Here is a 20,408-nt window from a genome sequence, read left to right on the forward strand (position 1 = left end):
CAGGCAAATGAGTGGCAGCGCTGTGCTGGCCGAGCAGGGCATGGCTTTGCTGGTGACGCTGCTGATGCTGATAGCCGTGTTGTTGCTGGGCGCTTCGGCCGCGCGCACTGCCATGCTGGGTGAGAAGGCGGCGCGCGCGGAGCGGGACCGCTACGTTGCGCTGCAAGCTGCGGAGGATGCGCTGGCCGACGCGGAAAGGGAAATCAATGGCGGCGCCGCCAGCGCGCCGGCCCGTACTGCACTGCTGGCCGCCGGCAATGGCCTGGGGTTTGTTCCGGACTGCGGCCTGGGGACCGACAATCCGGCGCTGGGCTTGTGCGCCTACACCGGCGGCGATGCTCCTGTATGGGAAGCCGTCGATCTCGGCGACGACGGCGCGGCCACGCGCTCGGTGCCGTTCGGACGCTACACGGGAGCGATCATGGAGACGGGCCAGGGCTTTCTGCCGTTCAAGCGGCCCCGCTACATCATTGAGCGCGTACCCTACCATCCGCCCGGTGAAGATGCGGGCGCTATGCATTACTTCTACCGGGTGACCGCCATCGGATTCGGTGCGAAAGAGTCGACCGAAGTCGTGCTGCAGGGGAGCTACCGGCGGGCGGATGGGGGAGGTATGCCATGAGCATTCACGCTGGCAAGTGGTCCTGCCGAGCGTGGGCGGGGCTGGCGATTGCTGCTGCGCCTGCCATGGCGCAAGCGGCTGCGGTCGGCCGCGTTACGGAGCCCGCTGCCACCGCGGCGTCGCCACCGCTGGTGGAGCTGGCGTCGGAACCGCTGGGCGCCGGCTGCGTGCCGCGCCCCGACGCTGTGCGCGCTGCGGCGCTGGTGGCGTCCACACCTTCCGGCATGGCCGTGTTCCAGGCCAGCGCGCGCCCGGACGGATGGAGCGGGCACTTCACCCGTTCTGCACTCAGCGTGGACGATTCGGGTGTGCCGCAGCTCTCGCCCCCTCAATGGGATGCCGCTGCCTTGCTGGACGCCTTGCCGGATGCGTCCAATGCGCGCCGCATTTACACGTCCAAGGTGGTGCAGGGCGTGCGCCAGACCGTTCCGCTGGCGTGGGATCAGCTCTCCGCAGCGCAGCGTACTGCGTTGAACCGCGCACCGCCGCCGGCGCCGACAGCGTCCGACCAAAGGGGCAAGCAGCGCCTGGCCTGGCTGCGCGGCGACCGCAGCCAGGAAGGCCGCCTGTTCCGCGCGCGCAGCAGCATCCTTGGCGATGCCGTGAACAGCATCCCCGTGTATGCCGGCCCCCCCGATGCCGGCGCGCCTGCCGCTGGCAGTGTCAGCTATCGGACTTTCTACGACAGCAAGCGGTCGCGCCGCCCGGCCGTGTATCTCGGCGCCAACGACGGCATGCTGCACGCGTTCGATGCTGCCAGCGGCGCCGAGCTGTTCGCCTATGTGCCGGACGCCTTGTTTTCCCAGCTGAACCTGCTGCCCGAGCAAGGCTATGAGCACAGCGCTTTCGTGGACGGCCCGGCCGGCGCGGCGGACGCGCAGGTGGCGGGCGCCTGGAAAACGGTGCTGATATCGGCCATGGGGGCCGGCGCCCAAGGCGTGTTCGCACTGGACGTCACCAGCCCGTCCACCTTTCCGCAGGGCGGCGGCGCGCTGTGGGAGTTCACCGACCGGGACGACGCTGCGATGGGCAATGTCACGTCGCTGCCGCAGTTGGCCCGGCTACGCCTGAGCAGCGGTGCGGACGACGTCCGCCATTTCGCCATCGTCAGCAGCGGCGTCAATAACCACGCGGCCGACGGCCATGCCGATGCCGGCAATGCGAGTGCCTTGTTCCTGTTCGCGCTCGACAAGCCTGCCGGCGAAGCCTGGCGCCTGAACCGCAACTACTATCGCCTGCACGCGCCCGCCGGCGAGCCGGGACGCGTCAATGCGCTAAGCGCGCCCGCGCTTGTGCTGGACCGCAGCGGCGCCGTGCGCTTTGCCTATGCGGGCGACTTGCAGGGCAACCTGTGGCGCTTCAATTTCAGTGGCGGTGCGCCTTGGCGCAGTGCTGCCGAGGGGCCGGTGTTCGTGGCGCGGGACGCCAATCGCACGCGGCAGCCAATTGCCGGCCAGCCGCGCGCCGTCAATGCGCCGGACGGCGGCTACCTGATCCTGTTCGGGACCGGCCAGCTCTTTGGCGCGCGCGACCGCGATCCGGCCAACTACGCCCAGCAATCGTTCTATGCAGTGCTGGACGATAGCCCGGGCGCCCGCGCCGCGTCGGAAGGCTATCCAGCTTCCGCCGCCCGTACCGCGTCCGTTACCGGCATCGCTGCCGAGGTTCCTGCCACCGCGCAAGCCCGCACCCCGGCCGCGGCGACACCAGGCACAGGCTGGCCACTCGGCAGGGCGGATCTCGCCGAGCGCACTCTTGAAGGCTTGCCCGGCGCCGCCATGCTCGAACTGCAGGGCCGCGCCTTCACGTATGGCGGCGCCGCCGGCCAGCAGGGCTGGTATGTCGACTTTACCGGCACAGCAGGTGGCGAGCGCAGCGTCACCGGCGCATCGGCGGCGCAGGGGCAGGTCTTCTTCAACACGGCCATCACCGGCGCCAGCGCCTGCGCGCCGATCGCCAGCCGCAGTTACGCGATGGATGTGCTGACCGGGCTGGCGCCAAACAGCGAAGGACTGCCCATGTCCGGTGAACCGGCCGGCAGCCTGCTGGCGGACCACCTGCCCGGAGCGCCGGCGGCGATCGTGACGGCCACGGCGCCGGCCGCACGCCAGGCCGGGGGCCGTTCTGCTGTGGCCAAACGCATCACGGCCGTCAACCTGGGCGCGCGGACGGCGAGTGCGCCGGCGTCAACGCGGACCCGTGCCGTGGTCACTGCCGGCCGCATCGGCTGGCGCGAGGTGGCGAACTGGCGTGAGCTGCACCGCGCTGCGCGGGCGAGGGCGGGGCGGCCATGAGCACTTGCCGCAGCGAGGGCTGGACCGTGCTGGAGGTACTCATTGTGCTGGTGATCGGCATGGTGCTGGCCGCCTTCTCCTATCCGTCCTATAGCCAGTTCGTCCTGCGCAGCAAGCGGGTGGAAGGGCAGGCCGCCTTGCAGTTGCTGATGCAGCAGCAAGAGCGCTACTTCAGTGCCCACAACAGCTACATTGTGTTTTCTCCTGCTTCCACCGAGCCGGCCGAGCGACAGTTCAAATGGTGGTCCGGGGCCAGCGCGGCCGGCAGCGCCTACGAGATAGAGGCGAAAGCCTGCGATGACGACACCATTGAAAACTGCGTGCAGCTGATTGCCTCGCCGGGCACAAGCCAGGTGGACGCGAATTACAAGGACGACGAATGCGGAAATCTGATACTGACCAGCACCGGCCTGCGTCTGGCGACAGGCCAGGGCGTGCGCTGCTGGCACTAAGCGGCGGCCATGCCGCAGACCGCGCGCAGGCCGGCTCGGCGCAGGGCGTCAGCATGCAGGCCGTCCACATGCCGTCGCTCCGCTTGCCGTCGCCGCGCCTGTCGCCGCTCCGATTGCCCCCTCGCCGCAGCGCGTCCGCGCACACGCTGATTGAGCTGCTGGTTGCGCTGGCGGTTGCCGCCATCCTGGCCGGCGCCGCGGCCCCCAGCCTGCAAGCCGTGCTGCAAAAGCAGCAACTGCGCGCCGCCCTGAACGACCTGCTGGGCGCCATCGACCTGACCCGCTCCATGGCCATTGCGCGGGGAGGCGTGGTGCTGATGGCGCCCGCCGACCCGAGCGGCGCGGCCTGGCAGCACGGCTGGACCGTCTTTGCCGACCTCAACGCCAACCGCCGTCCCGACCCGGGCGAGGAGCGCATCGCCGTCCAGCAGCCACTGGCGGACGGCGTCCATCTCGCTTCGCGCTTCACTTCCGGCACGGGCGCGCAATATCTTGCCTATAATGGCGCTGGGCGCAGCTGCCAGGCTGGCAACAGCCAGGCGGCGCGCTGGGGCACGCTGACGCTGGAAGCCGGCGAGCACAAACGCCTCATCAAGATCAACATGCTGGGCCGGGTAAGGGTGTGCGATCCCGTCGCGCAGCCGGATGTCTGCACCAGCGCAGATTAGACAAGCGAAACAGTGGAAATCAACAACGACACCGAAGGCATGGCGCTGGCCCTGGAATGGGCCGCCAAGGGGCTGTACACCACTTCGCCCAACCCGCGCATCGGCTGCGTCATCGTGCGCGGCGGCCGGGTGATCGGCGCCGGCGTAACCCAGCCTGCCGGGCAGGACCATGCGGAAATCCAGGCCATGAAGGACGCGCAGGCGCGCGGCCACGACGTGCGCGGCGCCACCGCTTACGTCACGCTCGAACCGTGCAACCACCACGGCCGTACGCCGCCATGTTCGGACGCGCTGGTGCGTGCGGGCCTGGGCCGCGTGGTCGCTGCAATGGAGGACCCGAATCCGCTGGTAGCGGGACAGGGCCTGGCCAAGCTGGCGGCGGCCGGCATCGAGGTCTCCAGTGGCTTGCTGGCGCAGCAGGCGTATGAGCTGAACATCGGTTTCTTCTCGCGCATGACGCGCGGCCTGCCGTGGGTGCGCATGAAAACCGCCGCCAGCCTGGACGGCATGACGGCGCTGCACAATGGCCAGAGCCAGTGGATCACCGGCCCCGAGGCGCGCGCCGACGGCCACGCCTGGCGCGCACGCGCCTGCGCCATCGTGACCGGCATCGGCACGGTCAAGGCGGACGATCCGCAATTGACCGTGCGCTCGGTGGACACCCCGCGCCAGCCGCGCCGCGTCGTGGTGGACAGCCGCCTGGACATCAGTCCGTCCGCGCGCGTGCTCGAAGGCGGCGGCACCTGGGTGGTGGCTGCCGTCGGCGACCCTGAAAAGGAAGCCGCGCTGCGCGCCGTGGGCGCCGAAATCATCACGCTGCCCAATCCGCACGGCAAGGTGGACCTGGCGGAGCTGATGCGCGAACTGGGGCGCCGCCAGATCAACGAACTGCACGTGGAGGCGGGCGGCAAGTTGAATGGCTCCCTGATACGGGAAGGCTGCGTGGACGAGCTGCTGGTCTACCTGGCGCCCATGCTGCTGGGCGACGCCCAGGGCATGTTCGCCTTGCCCGCGCTGACGGAATTAAGCGGGCGCAAGAGCCTGAAATTCCACCAGGTTCAGCAGATCGGCGCAGATTTGCGTATCCTTGCCAGATTCACTTCACAATGAGATAGCACCATGTTTACTGGAATTGTTGCCGCAGTCGGCAAAATCACTTCGGTCCAGCCCCTCGAAGGCGGCCATGACGCAGGCGTGCGCCTGGAAATCGACGCCGGCGGCCTGCCGCTGGCCGATGTCGCCCTGGGCGACTCGATCGCCCTGAACGGCGCCTGCATGACCGTCATCGAGAAAACCGACACCACCTTCAAGGTCGATGTCTCGCGCGAGAGCCTGAATTGCACCGTGGGACTGGACGGCACCTCCGAAGTCAACCTTGAAAAGGCGCTGACCCTGGCCGAACGGCTCGGCGGCCACCTGGTGTCCGGCCACGTGGACGGCCTGGGCGTGGTACGCAAGTTCGAGCCGGTGGGCGAATCGTGGGAGCTGGTGATCGAAGCGCCGCGCGACCTGGCCAAGTTCCTGGCGTTCAAGGGCTCGGTGGTGGTCAACGGCGTGTCGCTGACCGTCAACCGGGTGAACGACATCGGCAGCGGCGACGGCATGGTGTGCCAGTTCTCGATCAACCTGATCCCGCACACCATTTCCGTCACCACGCTCAAGCACCTGACGGTGGGCGGGAAGGTCAATCTGGAGATCGACCTGATCGCCCGCTACGTCGAACGCATGCTGTCGGCGGGTAAGTAAATCAGAGCAGGGTCGCGTCCAGCGTAATGTTGGCGTTCAGTAGTTTCGATACCGGGCAGCCCGCCTTGGCCTTGGCGGTCAATTCGTCAAAGGTGGCCTTGTCGGCGCCCGGGATTTTCGCCTGCAGCGTCAGGTGCACGGCGGTGATGGAGAAGCCGTCGGCCACCTTGTCGAGCGTCACTTCCGCCTTGGTATCCATTTTTTCGGCGGTCAGCCCGGCTTCTCCCAGGATCAGCGACAGCGCCATCGTGAAGCAGCCCGCGTGCGCGGCGCCGATCAATTCCTCCGGGTTGGTGCCTGGCTTGCCCTCGAAGCGGCTGGCAAAGCCGTAAGGGTAGTCCTTCATGGCGCCGCTTTGCGTGCTGATGGCGCCCTTGCCATCCTTGATGCCGCCCGACCAGACGGCCGATCCGTGAGTCTTCATAGTGCCTCCTCATTGTGGGTTACGGGAGTCACCATCCTATGCCGAACCGGGAATGCGCGCCGCTCACTTAAGGGAGAGCTGTGCCGCTGTTCGACAATTGCTCCAGGTAAATCCACGGGTAGATGCCCCGGTCGTGCCGGTCGCTGAACACCAGCTGCACGCCGTAGGCGCCCACCGCTTCGATGGCCAGCAGGCGGATGGCGCCGTCGGCCTGCAACGGGGTGCCGGCGCGGCGCAATGCGGTGCAGTCGGCGCAGCGGCAGCCGTCGCGCAGCGCGGCGTGCGTCAGCGTGCGGCTGGCGCCGCCGTCCAGCACGAGTTCCAGCGTGCCGAGCTTCGGATGGTTGCTGATGGCCTGGATCGTCATGGGGTGGCCTGCTGCCGGAGCTGTGCGATGGCGATGCGGGCGGCCTTGCGCACTTCGGGATCCGGGTCCTGTTCGATGGCGGCCAGCGCCGGCAGGGCGGCGCTGTCGCCGATTTCTCCCAGCGCCAGCGCCGCTTCCTTGCGCAGGTTGCCGATGGCGTGCGTCAGCGCGGCGGACAAGGCGGGCACTGCGCCGGTATGGCGCAGGCGGCCCAGGCTGCGCGCTGCGCGCAGGCGTACCTGCCAGTAAGCGTCGTCCAGTGCCGCAGTCAGCGGCGCGGCGCCGGCGGGCAGCCGCAGCTTGCCCAGCGTGCCGGCCGCTTCCTCCCGCACCTGCCAGGACGGATCTGCAAGGCCGCCCAGCAGGGCCGCCGGCACGCCGCCGTATGCGCCGATGCCGGCGCAGCCTTGCTCGGGCTGCGGCGCCGCTTGTCCGGCGCCAGGCCGGGGCCGTGCCGGGCCGGCCGCCGCGGCGGAAAGTGGCGCGGCAGCGGCAGCGGGCGGCAATGCCGCGTAGCCCAGCGCGCCGATGGCGGCGCGGCGCACGTCGGGCGAGGCGTCGCCGCTGGCGGCGGCCGTCAGCGCACCGACCGCGCCGGGGTGCTTCAGGTAGCCCAGCACGGAGACGGCTTCGCGCCGCACGGCGGCGTCGCTGTCGTCCAGCGCAGCGAGGGCGGGCTGCAGGCTGGCTGGCACGCGCAGTTCGCGCAGGCCGCGCAGCACGGCGGCGCGGACCGAGGGCAGGGCGTGCGCGGCGTGCGGCAGCAGCGCGGCGGCGGAGGACTGCTCCTTCAGTTCGGACAGCGTCTGCGCGGCGGCGGCGCGCACTTCGTCCGCGTCGTCGGCCAGGGCGATGGCCAGCGCGGCCACGCCTTCCGGGCTTTCCCATGTCTCCAGCGCGCGCGCCGCTTCCACGCGGACTTCGGCGGCCGGGTCGCGCAGCGCGGCAATAAACAGCTGCAGGTGTTCTTCGCCGGCGATATCGGCCAGGTCGAGCAGGGCGATGCGGCGGATGCCGCTGTCGTCGGCCTGCAGGCGCTGCAGCAAGGCCGGGTCGTCGTTCAGTAGTGTGGTCATGCGGTTTTTCTCGACAGGCTGTGATGGGGAGCGGCGGCCAGGCCGCCGAGTGGGCTGAGGCGTTCCAGCGGCAGCGCGTGCACCGATGGATGCAGCAGCGCCAGGCAGTGCCGCTTGAGGCGCGTGAACTCGGGCGAGGTCACCAGTTCCGGGCCGCGCGGGCGCTCGAAGTCCAGCCGCAGTTCCTCGATGATGCGGCCGGGGCGCGGGCTCATGACCAGGATGCGGTCGGCCAGGAATAGCGCTTCGTCGATGTCGTGCGTGATGAAGACGATGGTGGTCTTGATGCGCGCCCAGACGTCGAGCAGCAGCTCCTGCATCATCAGCCGCGTTTGCGCATCGAGCGCGCCGAAGGGCTCGTCCATCAGCATCACGCGCGGGTGATTGATCAGCACGCGCGCGATTTCCACCCGCTGGCGCATGCCGCCGGAAAGCTGGGACGGGTAATGGTGCTCGAATCCGGACAGGCCTACCAGTTCGATCAGTTCCAGCGCGCGCGCATGGCGCTCGGCGCGCGGCACGCCTTTCATCTTCAGGCCGAAGGCTACGTTCTGCAGCACTTTCTTCCAGGGGAACAGCGTGTGCTGCTGGAACACCAGGCCGCGCTCTGGGTGCGGCCCCTGCACGTCCTGGCCGTCGACGGTGATGCTGCCGTGGCTGGGCTGCAAATGGCCCGCGAGGGCGCCCAGCAAGGTGGATTTGCCGCAGCCGGAAGGTCCCAGCAGGCAGACGAATTCGCCGGGCGCGACGTCCAGCGTGATGTCCTGCACGGTTTCGAATGCTTGCGCGCCGTGCCCGAACTGGATATGCAGTTGCTCCATGCGGATGCGGCCATATTCCTGCGCAGTTGTAGGCGGTATGGTCATGATTTCTCCTTTTCCTGGCGCTGCCAAGGCATGCAGGCATGGCCGGCGCGCTTGATCAGCGCGCTGCTGCCCATGCCGAACAGGCCGATGACCAGCATGCCGACCACGATGTCGGCGTAGTTCTGGATGGTGTACGAGGCCCAGGTGTAGTAGCCGATGCCGAACTGGCCCGAGATCATTTCGGCGGTGACGAGGCAGAACCAGGCGGTGCCCATGCCGATCGCCAGGCCGGTGACGATGCTGGGCGCGGCGCCGGGCAGTATCACTTCGGCGAACACGGACAGCTTGCCGCTGCCCAGGCTGCGGGCCGAGGCCACCAGCCGCGCGTCCACGTGCTCCACGCCGTGGACGGTGTTGAGCAGGATGGGAAACAGCGCACCGGTGAAGGTGATGAAGATCATCGACATTTCCGACGAGGGGAACATCAGGATGGCAAGCGGTATCCAGGCGACGGCGGGGATGGGGCGCAGCATCTCGAGCGGTGGCAGCAGCACGTCCTCAGCCCAGCGCGAGCGGCCGATCAGCAGGCCCAGCGCGATGCCGGCCAGCGCCGCCGCCGCGAAGCCTGCGAACACACGCGCCAGGCTGGCGCCAAGATGCTTTAGCAGCAGCGGCGACTGCAGCAAGTCCCAGCCCGCGCGCAGTACTTCTGCCGGCGGCGGCACGTTCTGGAACGTTACCAGCCCGAGGTTGAGGTGGTTGGTCGAAGCCCATTGCCATGCCAGCACGCAGGCCAGCAGCGATGCGAGCCGCAACGCCAGCCGCAGCGGCGCGAGCGACGCCCATGCCAGCAGGCCGCCAGCAACCGACGCCCGCCGGGCGGGCGCGCGGCCAGCGCCCAGCGATGATGCGGATGCGGTTGCCGATGCCGGCGTGTTCGCCTGCCCGGCGGCTTGCGGCGCGGCGCCTGCCGGCGGTAGGTGCGTGGACCGCGCGGAAGGCACGGCCTGGCCGCCGGCCGGCGGGGCGGCGGCCAGGGCTCCAGGGGGGGAGGTTGCTGCGATTGTCATGGCCGCCCTCCGTCAGATCGCGCTTTTGGCGGCGTTGTAATCGAGCACCTTGCCGCCGTTCTGCCTGGCCCATGCCTCGGCGGCTTCTTTCAGCAGGAAGCTGCTGATTTCCTTTCTGGCGCTGACGTACCAAGCGTCCTCGGCCAGCAGTTTCAGGCCGCTGTTGCGGTCATGGGCGTACATCACGCGCACCTTCTTGCCCGCCTTCTCCAGCTTGGCCAGCTCGCCGAACGCCGCCTCCGTGCTGGCGTAGCTGCGCACCAGCGGTTCGCCTTCGACCCACAGCTGCGCCACGCGCTTGTAGTCCGTGATGGCCTTGCCGCTGGCGGCGTCCTTGGCGGTGAGCGGCTGGCGCGCGTAGTTTTTCAGGCGCACTTCGTAGTCGATGCCGGCCTGCTTGAACGCGGTGCGCAGGTACTGGTCGTTGATGAAGCTGTTCACGTTCAGGTCCGCGTCGGTGCGTTTCATCAGGCGCAGCGTGTCGATGGAAGTCTGGACCGCCTGGCGGTACTCCGGCTTCCATGTGAAGTCGCGCGTCTGCAGGCCGAGCGGGCCGTGGAACAGGTAGTTCACTTCCGCCTCGATGCCGGTCACCTTGGCAATCAGTTCGCTGTACTTTTCCGGCTCGGCCGCGATCAGGCGTTCGGCCTCGATGGCCGCGCGCAGATAAGCGACCACGATCTCCGGATACTTTTTCGCAAAGTCGGTATCCACCAGGCTACCGTGCAGCGTGGGCGCGCCGGCCTGCGAGCCGTCGAAGATTTTGCGCGCGTAGCCGCGATGCGGGAACAGCTCGGCGAACGGCACGAAGTCCGCGTGCGCTTCGATCTTGTTGGCCTGCAGCGCCGAGCCCGCCACTTCCGGCGCCTGCGTGACGATAGTCACATCGCGCTCCGGGTCCCAACCCTGCGCCTTCACGGCGCGCAGCAGCATGCCGTGCGCGGTGGAGGCAAACGGCACCGAGATGGTCTTGCCCTTCAGCTCAGCCAGCGACTGCACGGCGGACGCCTTGGGCACCACGATGCCGTTGCCGCTGCCTTGCGTGCTGCCGGACAGCACCGTGATGAACTGGCTTTGCTTGCCCGCCTTCTGGAAGGCCGCGCCGTTGAAGGAGCCCGGGAAGTCAGCCATCGAGCCGAGATCCAGTTTGCCCGCCACCATTTCATTGGTCAGCGGCGCGCCGGAAGTGAAGCTCTTCCACTGGATGTCGTACTGCGCGTCCTTGTACTTGCCCTCGCGCGGCAGGAACTTTTCCAGCAGCTTCAGTTCGCGGATCAGCAGGCCGCCGGTGGCGCAGTTGATGGTGGTGTCTTGCGTGCCGATGGCGACGCGGATGGTTTCAGCGTGGGCCGCGCCGCTTAGCAGTGCGGCGATCAGCAGGGAGGTCAGTTTTTGATGCATGGCGTTCTCCTAACGTAGCAGGTAAGGGATATCGACGGTGACTGCGCCGGTCGGGCAGTCTTTTTCACATGGCATGCAGTACCAGCACTCGTCGAACTTCATATAGGCCTTGCCTTTCACAATGTCGATGGCGAGCACGTCGAGCGGGCAGACGTCGACGCACACGGTGCAGCCCTTGTGGGCGATGCACAGGTCGTCGTCCACACGCACCGGGACGCTGGATGGGGTAAAGGCGATAGTCATATGGCTCCTCAGGCGGCAATCGGTTCGGCGGCAGGCGTGATGTCAGGCGTGGCGGTCCGCACGCGCAGGCGCTGGTAGGCGGACTTCTCCTGCTCGTCCAGCGGCACGATGTAGGGCGCGATGGGCCGCTTGAAGCACGTCATCTCGCCGTCCACTTTCTTCACCTGCACGTGCACATGCCAGTCGGCGTCGTTGCGCTCCGGGTAGTCCACGCGGTTGTGGTACAAGCCCCAGCGGCTCTCGGTGCGGTACAGCGAGGCGCGCGCGGCCAGTTCGGCGCAGTCGCGGATGAAATGCACTTCCATGGCGCGCATCAGTTCATGCGGATTGGCTGCTGTAAGCCGGTCCAGGTCCGCGCGAATGGCTTCGAAGCGCTGCAGGCCGAGCTCCATCTTGCGCGTCACCTTGGGCGGCTGCAGGTAATCGTTCACCATGCGGCGCAGCTTGTACTCCACCTGCGACGGCGGCAGGCCTTCCTTGCGGTTCAGCGGAGCCCATACGCGCTCGCGCTCGGCAGCGATCTGCGCTTCATCCGCCCCGGGCAGTTCATGCCCGGCGCAGTAGCGCGCAGCGCTTTCGCCCGCCAGCTTGCCGTACACGAAGGCGCCCAGCATGTAGTTGTGCGGCACGCAGGCCAGGTCGCCGGCAGCGTACAGCCCCGCCACCGTGGTCTCGGCGTGTTCGTTGACCCACACGCCGGAGGCGGAATGGCCGCTGCACAAACCGATCTCGGAGATATGCATCTCCACCATCTGCTGGCGGTAGTCGGTGCCGCGCCCTTCGTGGAAACGTCCCCGGCTGGGACGCTCGTTGGTGTGCAGGATCTCCTCGATGGTGCTGATGGTTTCCTCTGCCAGGTGGTCCAGTTTCAGGAACACCGGGCCGTTCCCGCCTTGCAGTTCGTTGTAGAACTCCTGCATCATCTGGCCGCTCCAGTAATCGCACTCGATGAAGCGTTCGCCCTTGGCGTTGGTGGTGTAGCCGCCGAACGGGCCGGTGACATAGGCGCAGGCGGGGCCGTTGTAGTCCTTGATCAGCGGATTGATCTGGAAGCACTCGATGCCGCTCAGTTCAGCGCCGGCGTGGTAGGCCATGCTGTAGCCGTCGCCGGCATTGGTCGGGTTCTCGTAGGTGCCGAACAGGTAGCCGGAGGCGGGCAGGCCGAGGCGGCCGGCCGCGCCGGTGGACAGGACCACCGTCTTGGCGCGGATCACGTGGAAGTCGCCGCTGCGGCAGTCGAAGGCCATGGCGCCGGCGATGCTGCCGTCGGCCGCCGTCAGCAGGCGCGTGGCCACCAGGCGGTTGGTGATCTCCACGCGGGTGCGCTTCAGGCGCCGGTACAGCACCTTCTTGATGTCGTGCCCTTCCGGCATCGGCAGCACATAAGTGCCCATGTGGTGCACCTTGCGCATGGCGTAGTCGCCGTTCTCGTCCTTCTCGAACTTCACGCCCCAGCTGTCCAGTTCCTCGATCATCGGATAGCTGCCCTGCGCGTAGGCCATCACCGTGGCCTGGTTGACGATGCCGTCGTTGGCGGTAGTGATTTCCTTTACGTACTGCTCGGGCGTGGCGAAGCCGGGAACGACGGCGTTGTTCAAGCCGTCCATGCCCATCGAGATGGCGCCGCTGCGCTTGACGTTGGCTTTCTCCAGCAGCAGCACGCGCAAAGCGGGGTTGGCTTCCTTGGCCTTGACGGCGGCCATCGGCCCGGCGGTGCCGCCGCCGATCACCAGCACGTCGACTGTTTGAATATGGGTTTCCATGTGTGCTCCCTGAATGTGTTTTAGTTGCGGCGGGCAATTTGCATGCGGTACTGGAATGCGTCGCCGCGGAAGTACAGGTACTCGAAGTCCAGCGGGGCTTGCGTGCCGTCGGCGCAGACGGTGTGCGTCAGGCGCTCCATGCGCAGCACGGCGCTGCCTTCGGTCACGCGCAGCGCGTGCGCCAGGGCGGCGTCGGCCAGCGTGGCCTCGATCTGCAAGTCGGCGCGGCCGAGGGCGACGCCGTAGTCGTTTTCCAGGATCAGGAAAATATCGCGCCCGGCCAGGTCTTCCTTGCGCAGGCGCTCGCCGATGGCTTCCGGCAGATACGTCACCTCCAGCGAGAGCGGTTCGCGGTTCAGGTGCCGGATGCGCTTGATTTCGCACACCGGCTGGTCCTTGGCCAGGCCAAGTTTTTGCGCGGCCTTGGCGGGCGCCGGCAGCGTCCTGTGGCTGATGACCTGGTTGTAGATTTCATAGCCCATGCGGGACATGGCTTCGGCGAAGCCTTCCAGCTGCGTGAGTTCCTGGAAGGCCTTGGGCTTGGAGACGAAGGTACCTTTGCCAGGCACCTTGAAGATCATGCCTTCCTTCTGCAGGTCGCCCAGCGCCTGCCGCACGGTGATGCGGCTGACGCCGAATATGCTGCCCAGTTCGCTCTCGGCGGGCAGCTGCGCGTGGGCAGGGTAGCTGCCATCTAGAATGCGCTCGCGCAGACGTTCGCGGATCTGGGTGTGGAGCGGAACGGGCGATAGTTCAATTGGGTGAAAGCTGTTGCTCGGCATGGCGGCTGACCTGTTATGACAGGTTATGAGTACCTGGAACAAGCGAGTCTAGCCACGCGCTCGGCGTTGTGGAACGAATAAGATTGCGCTAGTTTATGCGGGGGAGGGGAGTAAGCTTATGCGGCGGACGAACTTGGGGCGGCGGGCGCCGCCCCGGAGGATGATGCGGTGCCGTGAATCTTATTTGCCGTAGCGGGCAGGCGGCACGCCGCCCACTTCCAGCTGCACGCTGAACAGCGAGCCGGCCAGCGGTTCGGCGGCGCGCTGCGCGTCGCTCATGCCTTCCCAGGCGGTAGTAATGTACAGCGTCTTCAGGTCGGGGCCGCCGAACACGCACGACGCGGGCTGCGACACCGGCATCGCGATGGTGGCCAGCAGTTCGCCGTCCGCGCTGTAGCGGCACACGCGCCCGCCGCCCCACTGCGCGATCCACACGCAGCCTTCGGTGTCGACCGTCATGCCGTCCGGCGAGCCTTCGCCGTCGCCGAACTGGCGCCACAACCGGGCCGGGCCCAGGCCGCCGTCGGCGGCCACGTCGTAAGCGTAAGTGCGGTTCAGCAGGCTGTCGCTGTGGTACATCACGCTGCCGTCCAGGCTGAAGGCCGGGCCGTTGCAGATGTGGACGCCGTCCTGCGCCACCGTCAGTTCGCCATCGGGCGCCAGGCGGAACAGCTGGCCGTCCGGGCTGTGCACATCGGCCGCGTTCATGCTGCCGAACCACAGGCGGCCTTGCGGATCGGCCTTGGCGTCGTTCAGGCGCACGCCGGCCTTGCCTTCGGTGGGACGCGCCACGTATTCAAAGCGCAGCGCCGGGTCCAGCCACAGGCGCACCATGCCGTCGCGCAGGCCGGCCATGAAGCCGTCGCCGTCCCGGCGCGGCACGATCCAGCAGATGAAGGTCGGCAGGGTCCAGGCGTGCCGGCCGCCGTCCGCGTCCAGCGCGTGCAGCGTGCTGCCCTTCAGGTTGACGAAATACAGGCGCTGCTGTTCGGGCAGCCATAGCGGGCCTTCGCCCAGTTCGGCGCCCAGTTGCCAGGTCAGGCGGGGCGCGAGGGTGGTCGTTTGTGCAGTCACGGTCGCAATTCGGTGAGTGGTGGACGCATTACCTTACCCGAAAAGCGGAGTGCTGTGTAGCGCTACCATTGGTATCAATTCAGGGCTGACAGAGTGAATCGAGGCGGAGTTCCAGATTAGTTTCTCCAAATCCTTTAAAATAGAGGGTTAAAGAAACCTGAACCGAAGGATTTGAAATGTCTATCTCCAGCACCGAAGAAATCGTCGCCGAGTTGCGCGCTGGCCGCATGGTGATCCTGGTCGACGAGGAAGACCGGGAGAACGAGGGCGACCTGGTGCTCGCGGCGGACTTCGTCACGCCGGAAGCGATCAATTTCATGATCAAGCATGCGCGCGGCCTGGTGTGCCTGACCCTGACCGAAGAACGCTGCAAGCAGCTCGACCTGTCGATGATGACGTCCCGCAACGGCACCTCCTTCGGCACCAACTTCACGGTGTCGATCGAAGCGGCGGAAGGCGTGACCACCGGTATCTCGGCGGCCGACCGCGCCAAGACCATCCAGGTGGCCGTGGCCAAGAACGCGGTGCCGATGGATATCGTGCAGCCCGGCCACATCTTCCCGCTGAAGGCGCAAAAGGGCGGCGTGCTGATGCGCGCCGGCCATACCGAGGCCGGCTGCGACCTGACTGCCATGGCGGGCCTGACTCCGGCGTCCGTGATCTGCGAGATCGTCAAGGACGACGGCACCATGGCGCGCCTGCCGGACCTGCTGGAATTTGCCCAGGAGCACGGCCTGAAGATCGGCACGATTGCCGACCTGATCCACTACCGCAGCCAGAACGAGTGCATCGTGCAGCGCGTGGCCGAGCGTCCGCTGAAGACCGCCTACGGCGACTTCCGCATGATTGCCTTCCGCGACACGCCGACCGGCTCGGCCCACCTGGCGCTGGTGCACGGCGACATGGCCGCCGGCAAGGAATCGCTGGTGCGCGTGCACCAGCCGGTGTCCATCCTGGACTTGCTGGAATCGGAGGCGACCACCCACTCGTGGAACATCTCGGCCTCGATGCAGGCGGTCAAGGCGTCCGAGCAGGGCGTCATCGTGCTGCTGAACTGCGAAGAGACGGCCGAACAGCTGTTCAGCCAGTTCTCCGCGCTGGACAAGGACGTCAAGCCGCAGGGCCGCGCCGCCAGCATGGGCCTGCGTGACTATGGCATCGGCGCGCAAATCCTGCGCGCGGTTGGCGTGCGCCAGATGAAGCTGCTGGCCAGCCCGCGTAAAATGCCTTCCATGGCAGGTTTCGACCTCGAAGTCACGGGTTACGTTGCCAAGCCGGCCGCGTAATTCCGTTCAACCAACACTCATATATACAGAAAAGAGGCGCACCATGACCGTAGGAAGCTACGAAACCAATCTGACCGGCGAAGGCTTGCGTGTCGGTATCGTTCAAGCGCGTTTCAACGAAGACGTATGCCACGGCCTGCTGTCGGCCTGCCTGGCCGAACTGAAGCACCTCGGCGTGGCCGACGAAGACGTGCTGCACGTGACCGTGCCGGGCGCGCTGGAGATTCCCTTCGTGCTGCAGAAGCTGGCCGAATCGCAGCAGTTCGACGCGCTGATCGCGCTGGGCGCCATCATCCGCGGCGAGACCTACCACTTCGAGCTGGTGTCGAATGAATCCGGCGCCGGCATTACCCGCATCGGCCTGGACTTCGGCATCCCGATCGCCAACGCCGTGCTGACCACCGAGAACGACGAGCAGGCCGAAGTACGCATGGCCGTCAAAGGCGCGGACGCCGCCCGCGTGGCCGTGGAAATGGCCAACCTGTCGATCGCGCTGGAAGAACTCCAGCAAGACGGCGGCGACGAAGAAGAATAATCAGTATTTAAAAAGAACAGGCAGGAAATCATGACCGACAACTCTACGCACGCCAACCCGAGCAAGAACCGCACGCCGCGCCACCGCGCGCGCGAGTTCGCGCTGCAGGGCCTGTACCAGTGGCTGCTGAACAATGAAGACGCGAAAACCGTCGTCAACCACATCCGTGCCGCGCACGGCTTCGACAAGGCCGACGCCGAGCACTTCACCAACCTGCTGTACGGCGCCATCAAGGAATCCGAAGCGCTGCGCGCCACCTTCGCACCACTGGTGGACCGCGGCGTGGCCGAGCTGTCGCCGGTGGAGCACGCCGTGCTGCTGATCGGCGCATACGAGCTGAAGAACAACCTGGAAATCCCGTACCGCGTCGTCATCAACGAAGCGGTCGAGCTGACCAAGTCCTTCGGCGGCATCGACGGCCACAAGTATGTCAACGGCGTGCTGGACAAGCTGGCCGGCAAGATCCGTCCGGAAGAAGTCGAGAACGACAAGAAGCGTTGATGTTGTGGACGTAAAAAAAAGCCGCTTCAAGCGGCTTTTTTTACGGCCCCAGGAAAGGGGGGGGGCTTACAAACCGGCCAACTGGGCGTCCGGCAGCTTGGCTGCGGCCGTAACCTGTGCGGTATTGGCGGCCACGGCCGCTTCAACCTGCTTGCCGGGGGCTGGGGCGGCTGCCATTACCGGCGTGTAGGTCGGCACCTTCTTGCCTGCGGAAACCTGCTTCAGGCGCTTGTATTCGGCCAGCACGCGCGAGCCGTAGCCGTCGTCGGTCTCGAAGGCGGCGGCGCCCACGTAGGTCTTCAGGCCGGCTTCCACGGAACCGCCGCGGGTCACGTAGTCTTTCAGGATCAGCGAACCGACGCGGATATTGGCCACCGGGTTCAGCGCCGCCTGCACGCCGCCCATGTCCTGGAACTTCTCATGGTGGATCTTGGACATCACCTGCATCAGGCCCTGCGCGCCCATCGGGCTTTCCGCGAACGGGTTCAGGCCCGATTCAATCGCCATCACGGCCAGGATCAGCAGCGGGTCCAGCTTGATCTCGCGCGCCGTCAGGTAAGCGGTCGACACCAGCATATTGGTGGCGTCGCCCGCCACGCGGTAGCGTTTCGAGAGCCAGGAGGTGACCCATTCCTGCTGCTTGCGGGTGCCCATGATGGCTTTTTCCTCGGCCGTCAGGGAAGCGTCGGAGGCGGTTGCCGAGGCGATGCCGCCGGCAGGGGCTTCCATCAGCTCGTGCAGCGGCGGCGCCGTGACGGTGGCGACGGCAGCAGGTTCGGGCAGCAAGCTTTTGCTCAGGGCCTGTGCCAGGTCGGGACGGGCAAACAGGACGGCGATCATGACCAGGGCGCTTACGCCGAAAACGGTCAAAGTGTGTTGCGCGGTGGTCAGTACGCTGCGCGCGGTGACGCGCGAACCGGCCAGGCCAGTTGCGGCACGCGCCAGCTGGCGGGTAGCGGTTGCTACCGAGGTGAAACGATTAGTCATTCAGAACTCCCCTGAAATGTCCGTAACGAGCGCATCCCTGCCGCGTGCAAAGTGTGCATACGCGGTCGTATCGATGTGCCAATGCCGTGCATCAGAAATATCATTCGTTCGACGCCGCCGTGAGCGCGCGCCTAACGCCATCATTGCTTGCCTGAGCTGTTACTGCCTGGAGCGTATGCTGGAGGCCTATCTGTAAACAGTCGCAATACAACTTTTTTCGGGGGTAAGGCAGACGCCTTTTGAAAACACTCCTTAAAATGTCATGTGGAGCCCCGACTCCGTGAATGAATGAGCGACAGTCTTAGCGGTGATAAAGTTGGCTAAGTGACCATGTCCTCTTCAAGTAGGCAAATTGTAGAAGCCGTTTTATATCACGTCAATACTAACACGGGAGTTCTTTATAACTTTTGAATCTAGCTTTTTGCCTTGCAAACCAGCAAAAACCAATAAAATCAACCACTTGACCGAAAAACCTCGTCCAGCCCGTCCGAAGCGAAAAAAAAGTAAAAAAGTATGAAATATTCCGATTTGCGTGATTTTATTGCCCAGCTGCAAAAAATGGGCGAGCTTAAGCCTGTTTTGGCACCAGTTTCCCCCCATTTGGAGATGACCGAGGTGTGCGACCGCGTGTTGCGGGCCGGCGGACCGGCATTATTGTTCCAGCATCCCACCGGGCACAGCATGCCGGTGCTGGGCAATCTGTTCGGCACCCAGCGCCGCGTGGCGCTCGGCATGGGCGCCCAGGACACCAGCGAACTGCGCAAGATCGGCCACGTGCTGGCGCGCCTGAAAGAGCCGGAGCCGCCCAAGGGCTTCAAGGACCTGATGGACATGGGCTCGCTGGTGAAAGCGGTGTGGGACATGTCGCCGAAAGAGATGAAGGGCGCGCCGTGCCAGGAAATCGTCTGGGAAGGCAACGACGTCGACCTGTCGCGCCTGCCGATCCAGCACTGCTGGCCGGGCGACGTGGCGCCGCTGATCACCTGGGGCCTGGTGATCACCAAGGGGCCGAACAAGAAGCGCCAGAACCTGGGCATCTACCGCCAGCAGGTGCTGGGGCCGAACAAGGTCATCATGCGCTGGCTGGCGCACCGGGGCGGCGCGCTGGATTTCCGCGAGCACGCCATCCAGAGCAAGGGCCAGCCGTATCCGATCGCCGTGGCGCTGGGGGCCGACCCGGCCACCATCCTGGGCGCGGTGACGCCGGTGCCGGATACCTTGTCCGAATACCAGTTCGCCGGCCTGCTGCGCGGCAGCCGCACCGAGCTGGTCAAGGCCATCGGCAGCGAGCTGCGCGTGCCGGCCTCGGCCGAGATCGTGCTGGAAGGGCACATTTACCCGGACGCGAACCACCCGAGCGGCTACGAGCACGCGCTGGAAGGCCCGTACGGCGACCACACCGGCTACTATAATGAGCAGGATTCCTTCCCGGTGTTCACCATCGACCGCATCACCATGCGGCGCGACCCGATATACCACTCGACTTATACGGGCAAGCCGCCGGACGAGCCGGCCATGCTGGGCCTGGCGCTGAACGAAGTGTTCGTGCCGCTGCTGCAAAAGCAGTTCAGCGAGATCACCGACTTCCACCTGCCGGCAGAGGGCTGCAGCTACCGCATGGCGGTGGTGCAGATCCGCAAGCAATACGCCGGCCACGCCAAGCGCGTGATGATGGGCGTATGGAGCTTCCTGCGCCAGTTCATGTATACCAAGTTCATCGTGGTGGTCGACGAGGACGTCAACATCCGCGACTGGAACGAAGTCATCTGGGCCATCACCACCCGCGTCGACCCGACCCGCGACACCACGCTGGTGGACCACACGCCGATCGACTACCTGGACTTCGCCTCCCCGGTGAGCGGCCTGGGCAGCAAGATGGGCATCGACGCCACCAACAAATGGCCGGGCGAAACCACGCGCGAATGGGGCACCACCATCGTCATGGCCCCCGAAGTAAAAACCCGCGTCGACCAGATCTGGCAAGAACTCGGCCTATAGTCCTCCCCCTAACGATTCAGACGATTCCCACAAGCAGCCTGAGCCGCATTTCCCCCACTTCGGGGTCTGACCCCGAAGTGGGGGAAATGCGGCTCAGCTCGGTTGGGGCGGGGTTCGGATGGGGATTAGGCAGATTTGCCGGGAGCGGGTATAATTGCAGCCGGCGGGCCCCTGCGCATTGCGGCATGGCCAACCTGGTCAGGTCGGGAACGAAGCAGCCACAGCTATTCACCGCAAGTGCCGCAGATCAGGCTCGCCTCTTTAGATCTGAGAAGTAAAAAGCTGCCGATGCAGCTTTTTTTTCGTCTGCCGC

General features: G+C 66.2%; 21 protein-coding genes and 1 other RNA gene. 11 read left to right on the plus strand and 11 right to left on the minus strand.

From position 1 onward, the window contains the following. The first annotated feature begins 7 nt into the window (after nucleotides 1-7). From ASD15_RS25040 to ASD15_RS25065, 6 genes are all read left to right on the plus strand, one after another. The gene (locus tag ASD15_RS25040; protein ID WP_082552169.1) at nucleotides 8-622 is read left to right on the plus strand and encodes a PilX N-terminal domain-containing pilus assembly protein; all 615 of its coding nucleotides are present in this window, start codon (nucleotides 8-10) and stop codon (nucleotides 620-622) included. Further along, nucleotides 619-2,916, plus strand: coding sequence for a pilus assembly protein (locus ASD15_RS25045; RefSeq protein ID WP_082552135.1), 2,298 nt, complete (start codon nucleotides 619-621; stop codon nucleotides 2,914-2,916). The genes ASD15_RS25040 and ASD15_RS25045 overlap by 4 nt, the downstream gene beginning before the upstream one ends. After that, nucleotides 2,913-3,368 (plus strand): type IV pilin protein, encoded by a 456-nt coding sequence (locus ASD15_RS25050; RefSeq protein WP_057157778.1) that lies wholly within the window; start codon nucleotides 2,913-2,915, stop codon nucleotides 3,366-3,368. Before ASD15_RS25045 ends, ASD15_RS25050 begins: the two co-directional genes overlap by 4 nt. Nucleotides 3,369-3,436: 68 nt before the next feature. Beyond that, nucleotides 3,437-4,036, plus strand: coding sequence for a GspH/FimT family protein (locus tag ASD15_RS25055; RefSeq protein ID WP_082552170.1), 600 nt, complete (start codon nucleotides 3,437-3,439; stop codon nucleotides 4,034-4,036). Between the two features lie 12 nt (nucleotides 4,037-4,048). Then, nucleotides 4,049-5,146: a bifunctional diaminohydroxyphosphoribosylaminopyrimidine deaminase/5-amino-6-(5-phosphoribosylamino)uracil reductase RibD gene (ribD, locus tag ASD15_RS25060; RefSeq protein ID WP_057157779.1), complete on the plus strand. Its 1,098-nt coding sequence runs from the start codon at nucleotides 4,049-4,051 to the stop codon at nucleotides 5,144-5,146. Nucleotides 5,147-5,155: 9 nt separating this feature from the next. Beyond that, entirely contained in the window at nucleotides 5,156-5,782 is a 627-nt protein-coding gene (locus tag ASD15_RS25065) for a riboflavin synthase (RefSeq protein WP_057157780.1), read from the plus strand. A 1-nt stretch (nucleotide 5,783) separates the two neighbouring features. Here the strand turns inward: ASD15_RS25065 and ASD15_RS25070 are convergent, their stop codons facing one another. The 10 genes from ASD15_RS25070 to ASD15_RS25115 all read right to left on the minus strand — a co-directional run bounded on the left by ASD15_RS25070 (nucleotide 5,784) and on the right by ASD15_RS25115 (nucleotide 14,788). Next, a complete protein-coding gene (locus ASD15_RS25070) occupies nucleotides 5,784-6,206 on the minus strand; it encodes an OsmC family protein (protein WP_057157781.1) in 423 nt (140 codons plus the stop codon). Between the two features lie 67 nt (nucleotides 6,207-6,273). Continuing rightward, complete coding sequence (locus ASD15_RS25075) at nucleotides 6,274-6,573, minus strand: DUF971 domain-containing protein (protein WP_057157782.1); 300 nt, start codon at nucleotides 6,571-6,573, stop codon at nucleotides 6,274-6,276. After that, nucleotides 6,570-7,649, minus strand: coding sequence for a HEAT repeat domain-containing protein (locus ASD15_RS25080; RefSeq protein WP_057157783.1), 1,080 nt, complete (start codon nucleotides 7,647-7,649; stop codon nucleotides 6,570-6,572). The genes ASD15_RS25075 and ASD15_RS25080 overlap by 4 nt, the downstream gene beginning before the upstream one ends. Further along, entirely contained in the window at nucleotides 7,646-8,515 is an 870-nt protein-coding gene (locus ASD15_RS25085; protein ID WP_057157784.1) for an ABC transporter ATP-binding protein, read from the minus strand. The genes ASD15_RS25080 and ASD15_RS25085 overlap by 4 nt, the downstream gene beginning before the upstream one ends. Then, nucleotides 8,512-9,309 carry an ABC transporter permease gene (locus ASD15_RS25090; protein ID WP_373888201.1) on the minus strand — a complete coding sequence of 266 codons (798 nt, stop codon included), beginning with the start codon at nucleotides 9,307-9,309 and terminating at the stop codon, nucleotides 8,512-8,514. The genes ASD15_RS25085 and ASD15_RS25090 overlap by 4 nt, the downstream gene beginning before the upstream one ends. 228 nt (nucleotides 9,310-9,537) lie before the next feature. Then, nucleotides 9,538-10,926 carry an ABC transporter substrate-binding protein gene (locus ASD15_RS25095; protein ID WP_057157785.1) on the minus strand — a complete coding sequence of 463 codons (1,389 nt, stop codon included), beginning with the start codon at nucleotides 10,924-10,926 and terminating at the stop codon, nucleotides 9,538-9,540. Nucleotides 10,927-10,935: 9 nt separating this feature from the next. Continuing rightward, the gene (locus ASD15_RS25100) at nucleotides 10,936-11,169 is read right to left on the minus strand and encodes a ferredoxin family protein (RefSeq protein ID WP_057157786.1); all 234 of its coding nucleotides are present in this window, start codon (nucleotides 11,167-11,169) and stop codon (nucleotides 10,936-10,938) included. Between the two features lie 8 nt (nucleotides 11,170-11,177). Next, a complete protein-coding gene (locus tag ASD15_RS25105; protein WP_057157787.1) occupies nucleotides 11,178-12,932 on the minus strand; it encodes a fumarate reductase/succinate dehydrogenase flavoprotein subunit in 1,755 nt (584 codons plus the stop codon). 20 nt (nucleotides 12,933-12,952) lie between these two features. Next, nucleotides 12,953-13,714, minus strand: a complete 762-nt coding sequence (locus ASD15_RS25110; RefSeq protein WP_057157788.1) for a GntR family transcriptional regulator — start codon at nucleotides 13,712-13,714, stop codon at nucleotides 12,953-12,955. 180 nt (nucleotides 13,715-13,894) lie between these two features. Then, entirely contained in the window at nucleotides 13,895-14,788 is an 894-nt protein-coding gene (locus tag ASD15_RS25115) for an SMP-30/gluconolactonase/LRE family protein (protein WP_082552136.1), read from the minus strand. Nucleotides 14,789-14,964: 176 nt separating this feature from the next. Here ASD15_RS25115 and ribBA point away from each other — a divergent pair, with 176 nt between their 5' ends. The 3 genes from ribBA to nusB are packed head-to-tail and all read left to right on the plus strand — an operon-like array spanning nucleotide 14,965 to nucleotide 17,110. Continuing rightward, entirely contained in the window at nucleotides 14,965-16,074 is a 1,110-nt protein-coding gene (ribBA, locus tag ASD15_RS25120; RefSeq protein ID WP_057157789.1) for a bifunctional 3,4-dihydroxy-2-butanone-4-phosphate synthase/GTP cyclohydrolase II, read from the plus strand. Between the two features lie 43 nt (nucleotides 16,075-16,117). Beyond that, complete coding sequence (gene ribH, locus ASD15_RS25125; protein WP_057157790.1) at nucleotides 16,118-16,609, plus strand: 6,7-dimethyl-8-ribityllumazine synthase; 492 nt, start codon at nucleotides 16,118-16,120, stop codon at nucleotides 16,607-16,609. 30 nt (nucleotides 16,610-16,639) lie between these two features. After that, a complete protein-coding gene (gene nusB / locus ASD15_RS25130; protein ID WP_057157791.1) occupies nucleotides 16,640-17,110 on the plus strand; it encodes a transcription antitermination factor NusB in 471 nt (156 codons plus the stop codon). A 66-nt stretch (nucleotides 17,111-17,176) separates the two neighbouring features. Here nusB and ASD15_RS25135 read toward each other — a convergent pair whose 3' ends face one another. Next, entirely contained in the window at nucleotides 17,177-18,097 is a 921-nt protein-coding gene (locus tag ASD15_RS25135) for a lytic transglycosylase domain-containing protein (protein WP_082552137.1), read from the minus strand. 513 nt (nucleotides 18,098-18,610) lie between these two features. On the opposite strand from ASD15_RS25135, the gene ubiD reads away from it, so the two are divergent. Both ubiD and ffs read left to right on the plus strand, forming a co-directional pair. Further along, nucleotides 18,611-20,095 carry a 4-hydroxy-3-polyprenylbenzoate decarboxylase gene (gene ubiD / locus ASD15_RS25140; RefSeq protein ID WP_082552138.1) on the plus strand — a complete coding sequence of 495 codons (1,485 nt, stop codon included), beginning with the start codon at nucleotides 18,611-18,613 and terminating at the stop codon, nucleotides 20,093-20,095. Between the two features lie 162 nt (nucleotides 20,096-20,257). Continuing rightward, nucleotides 20,258-20,356, plus strand: an RNA gene (gene ffs, locus ASD15_RS32000) — signal recognition particle sRNA small type. Nucleotides 20,357-20,408: the final 52 nt, after the last annotated feature.

This window comes from Massilia sp. Root351, assembly GCF_001425045.1.
GTDB lineage: Bacteria > Pseudomonadota > Gammaproteobacteria > Burkholderiales > Burkholderiaceae_D > Rugamonas.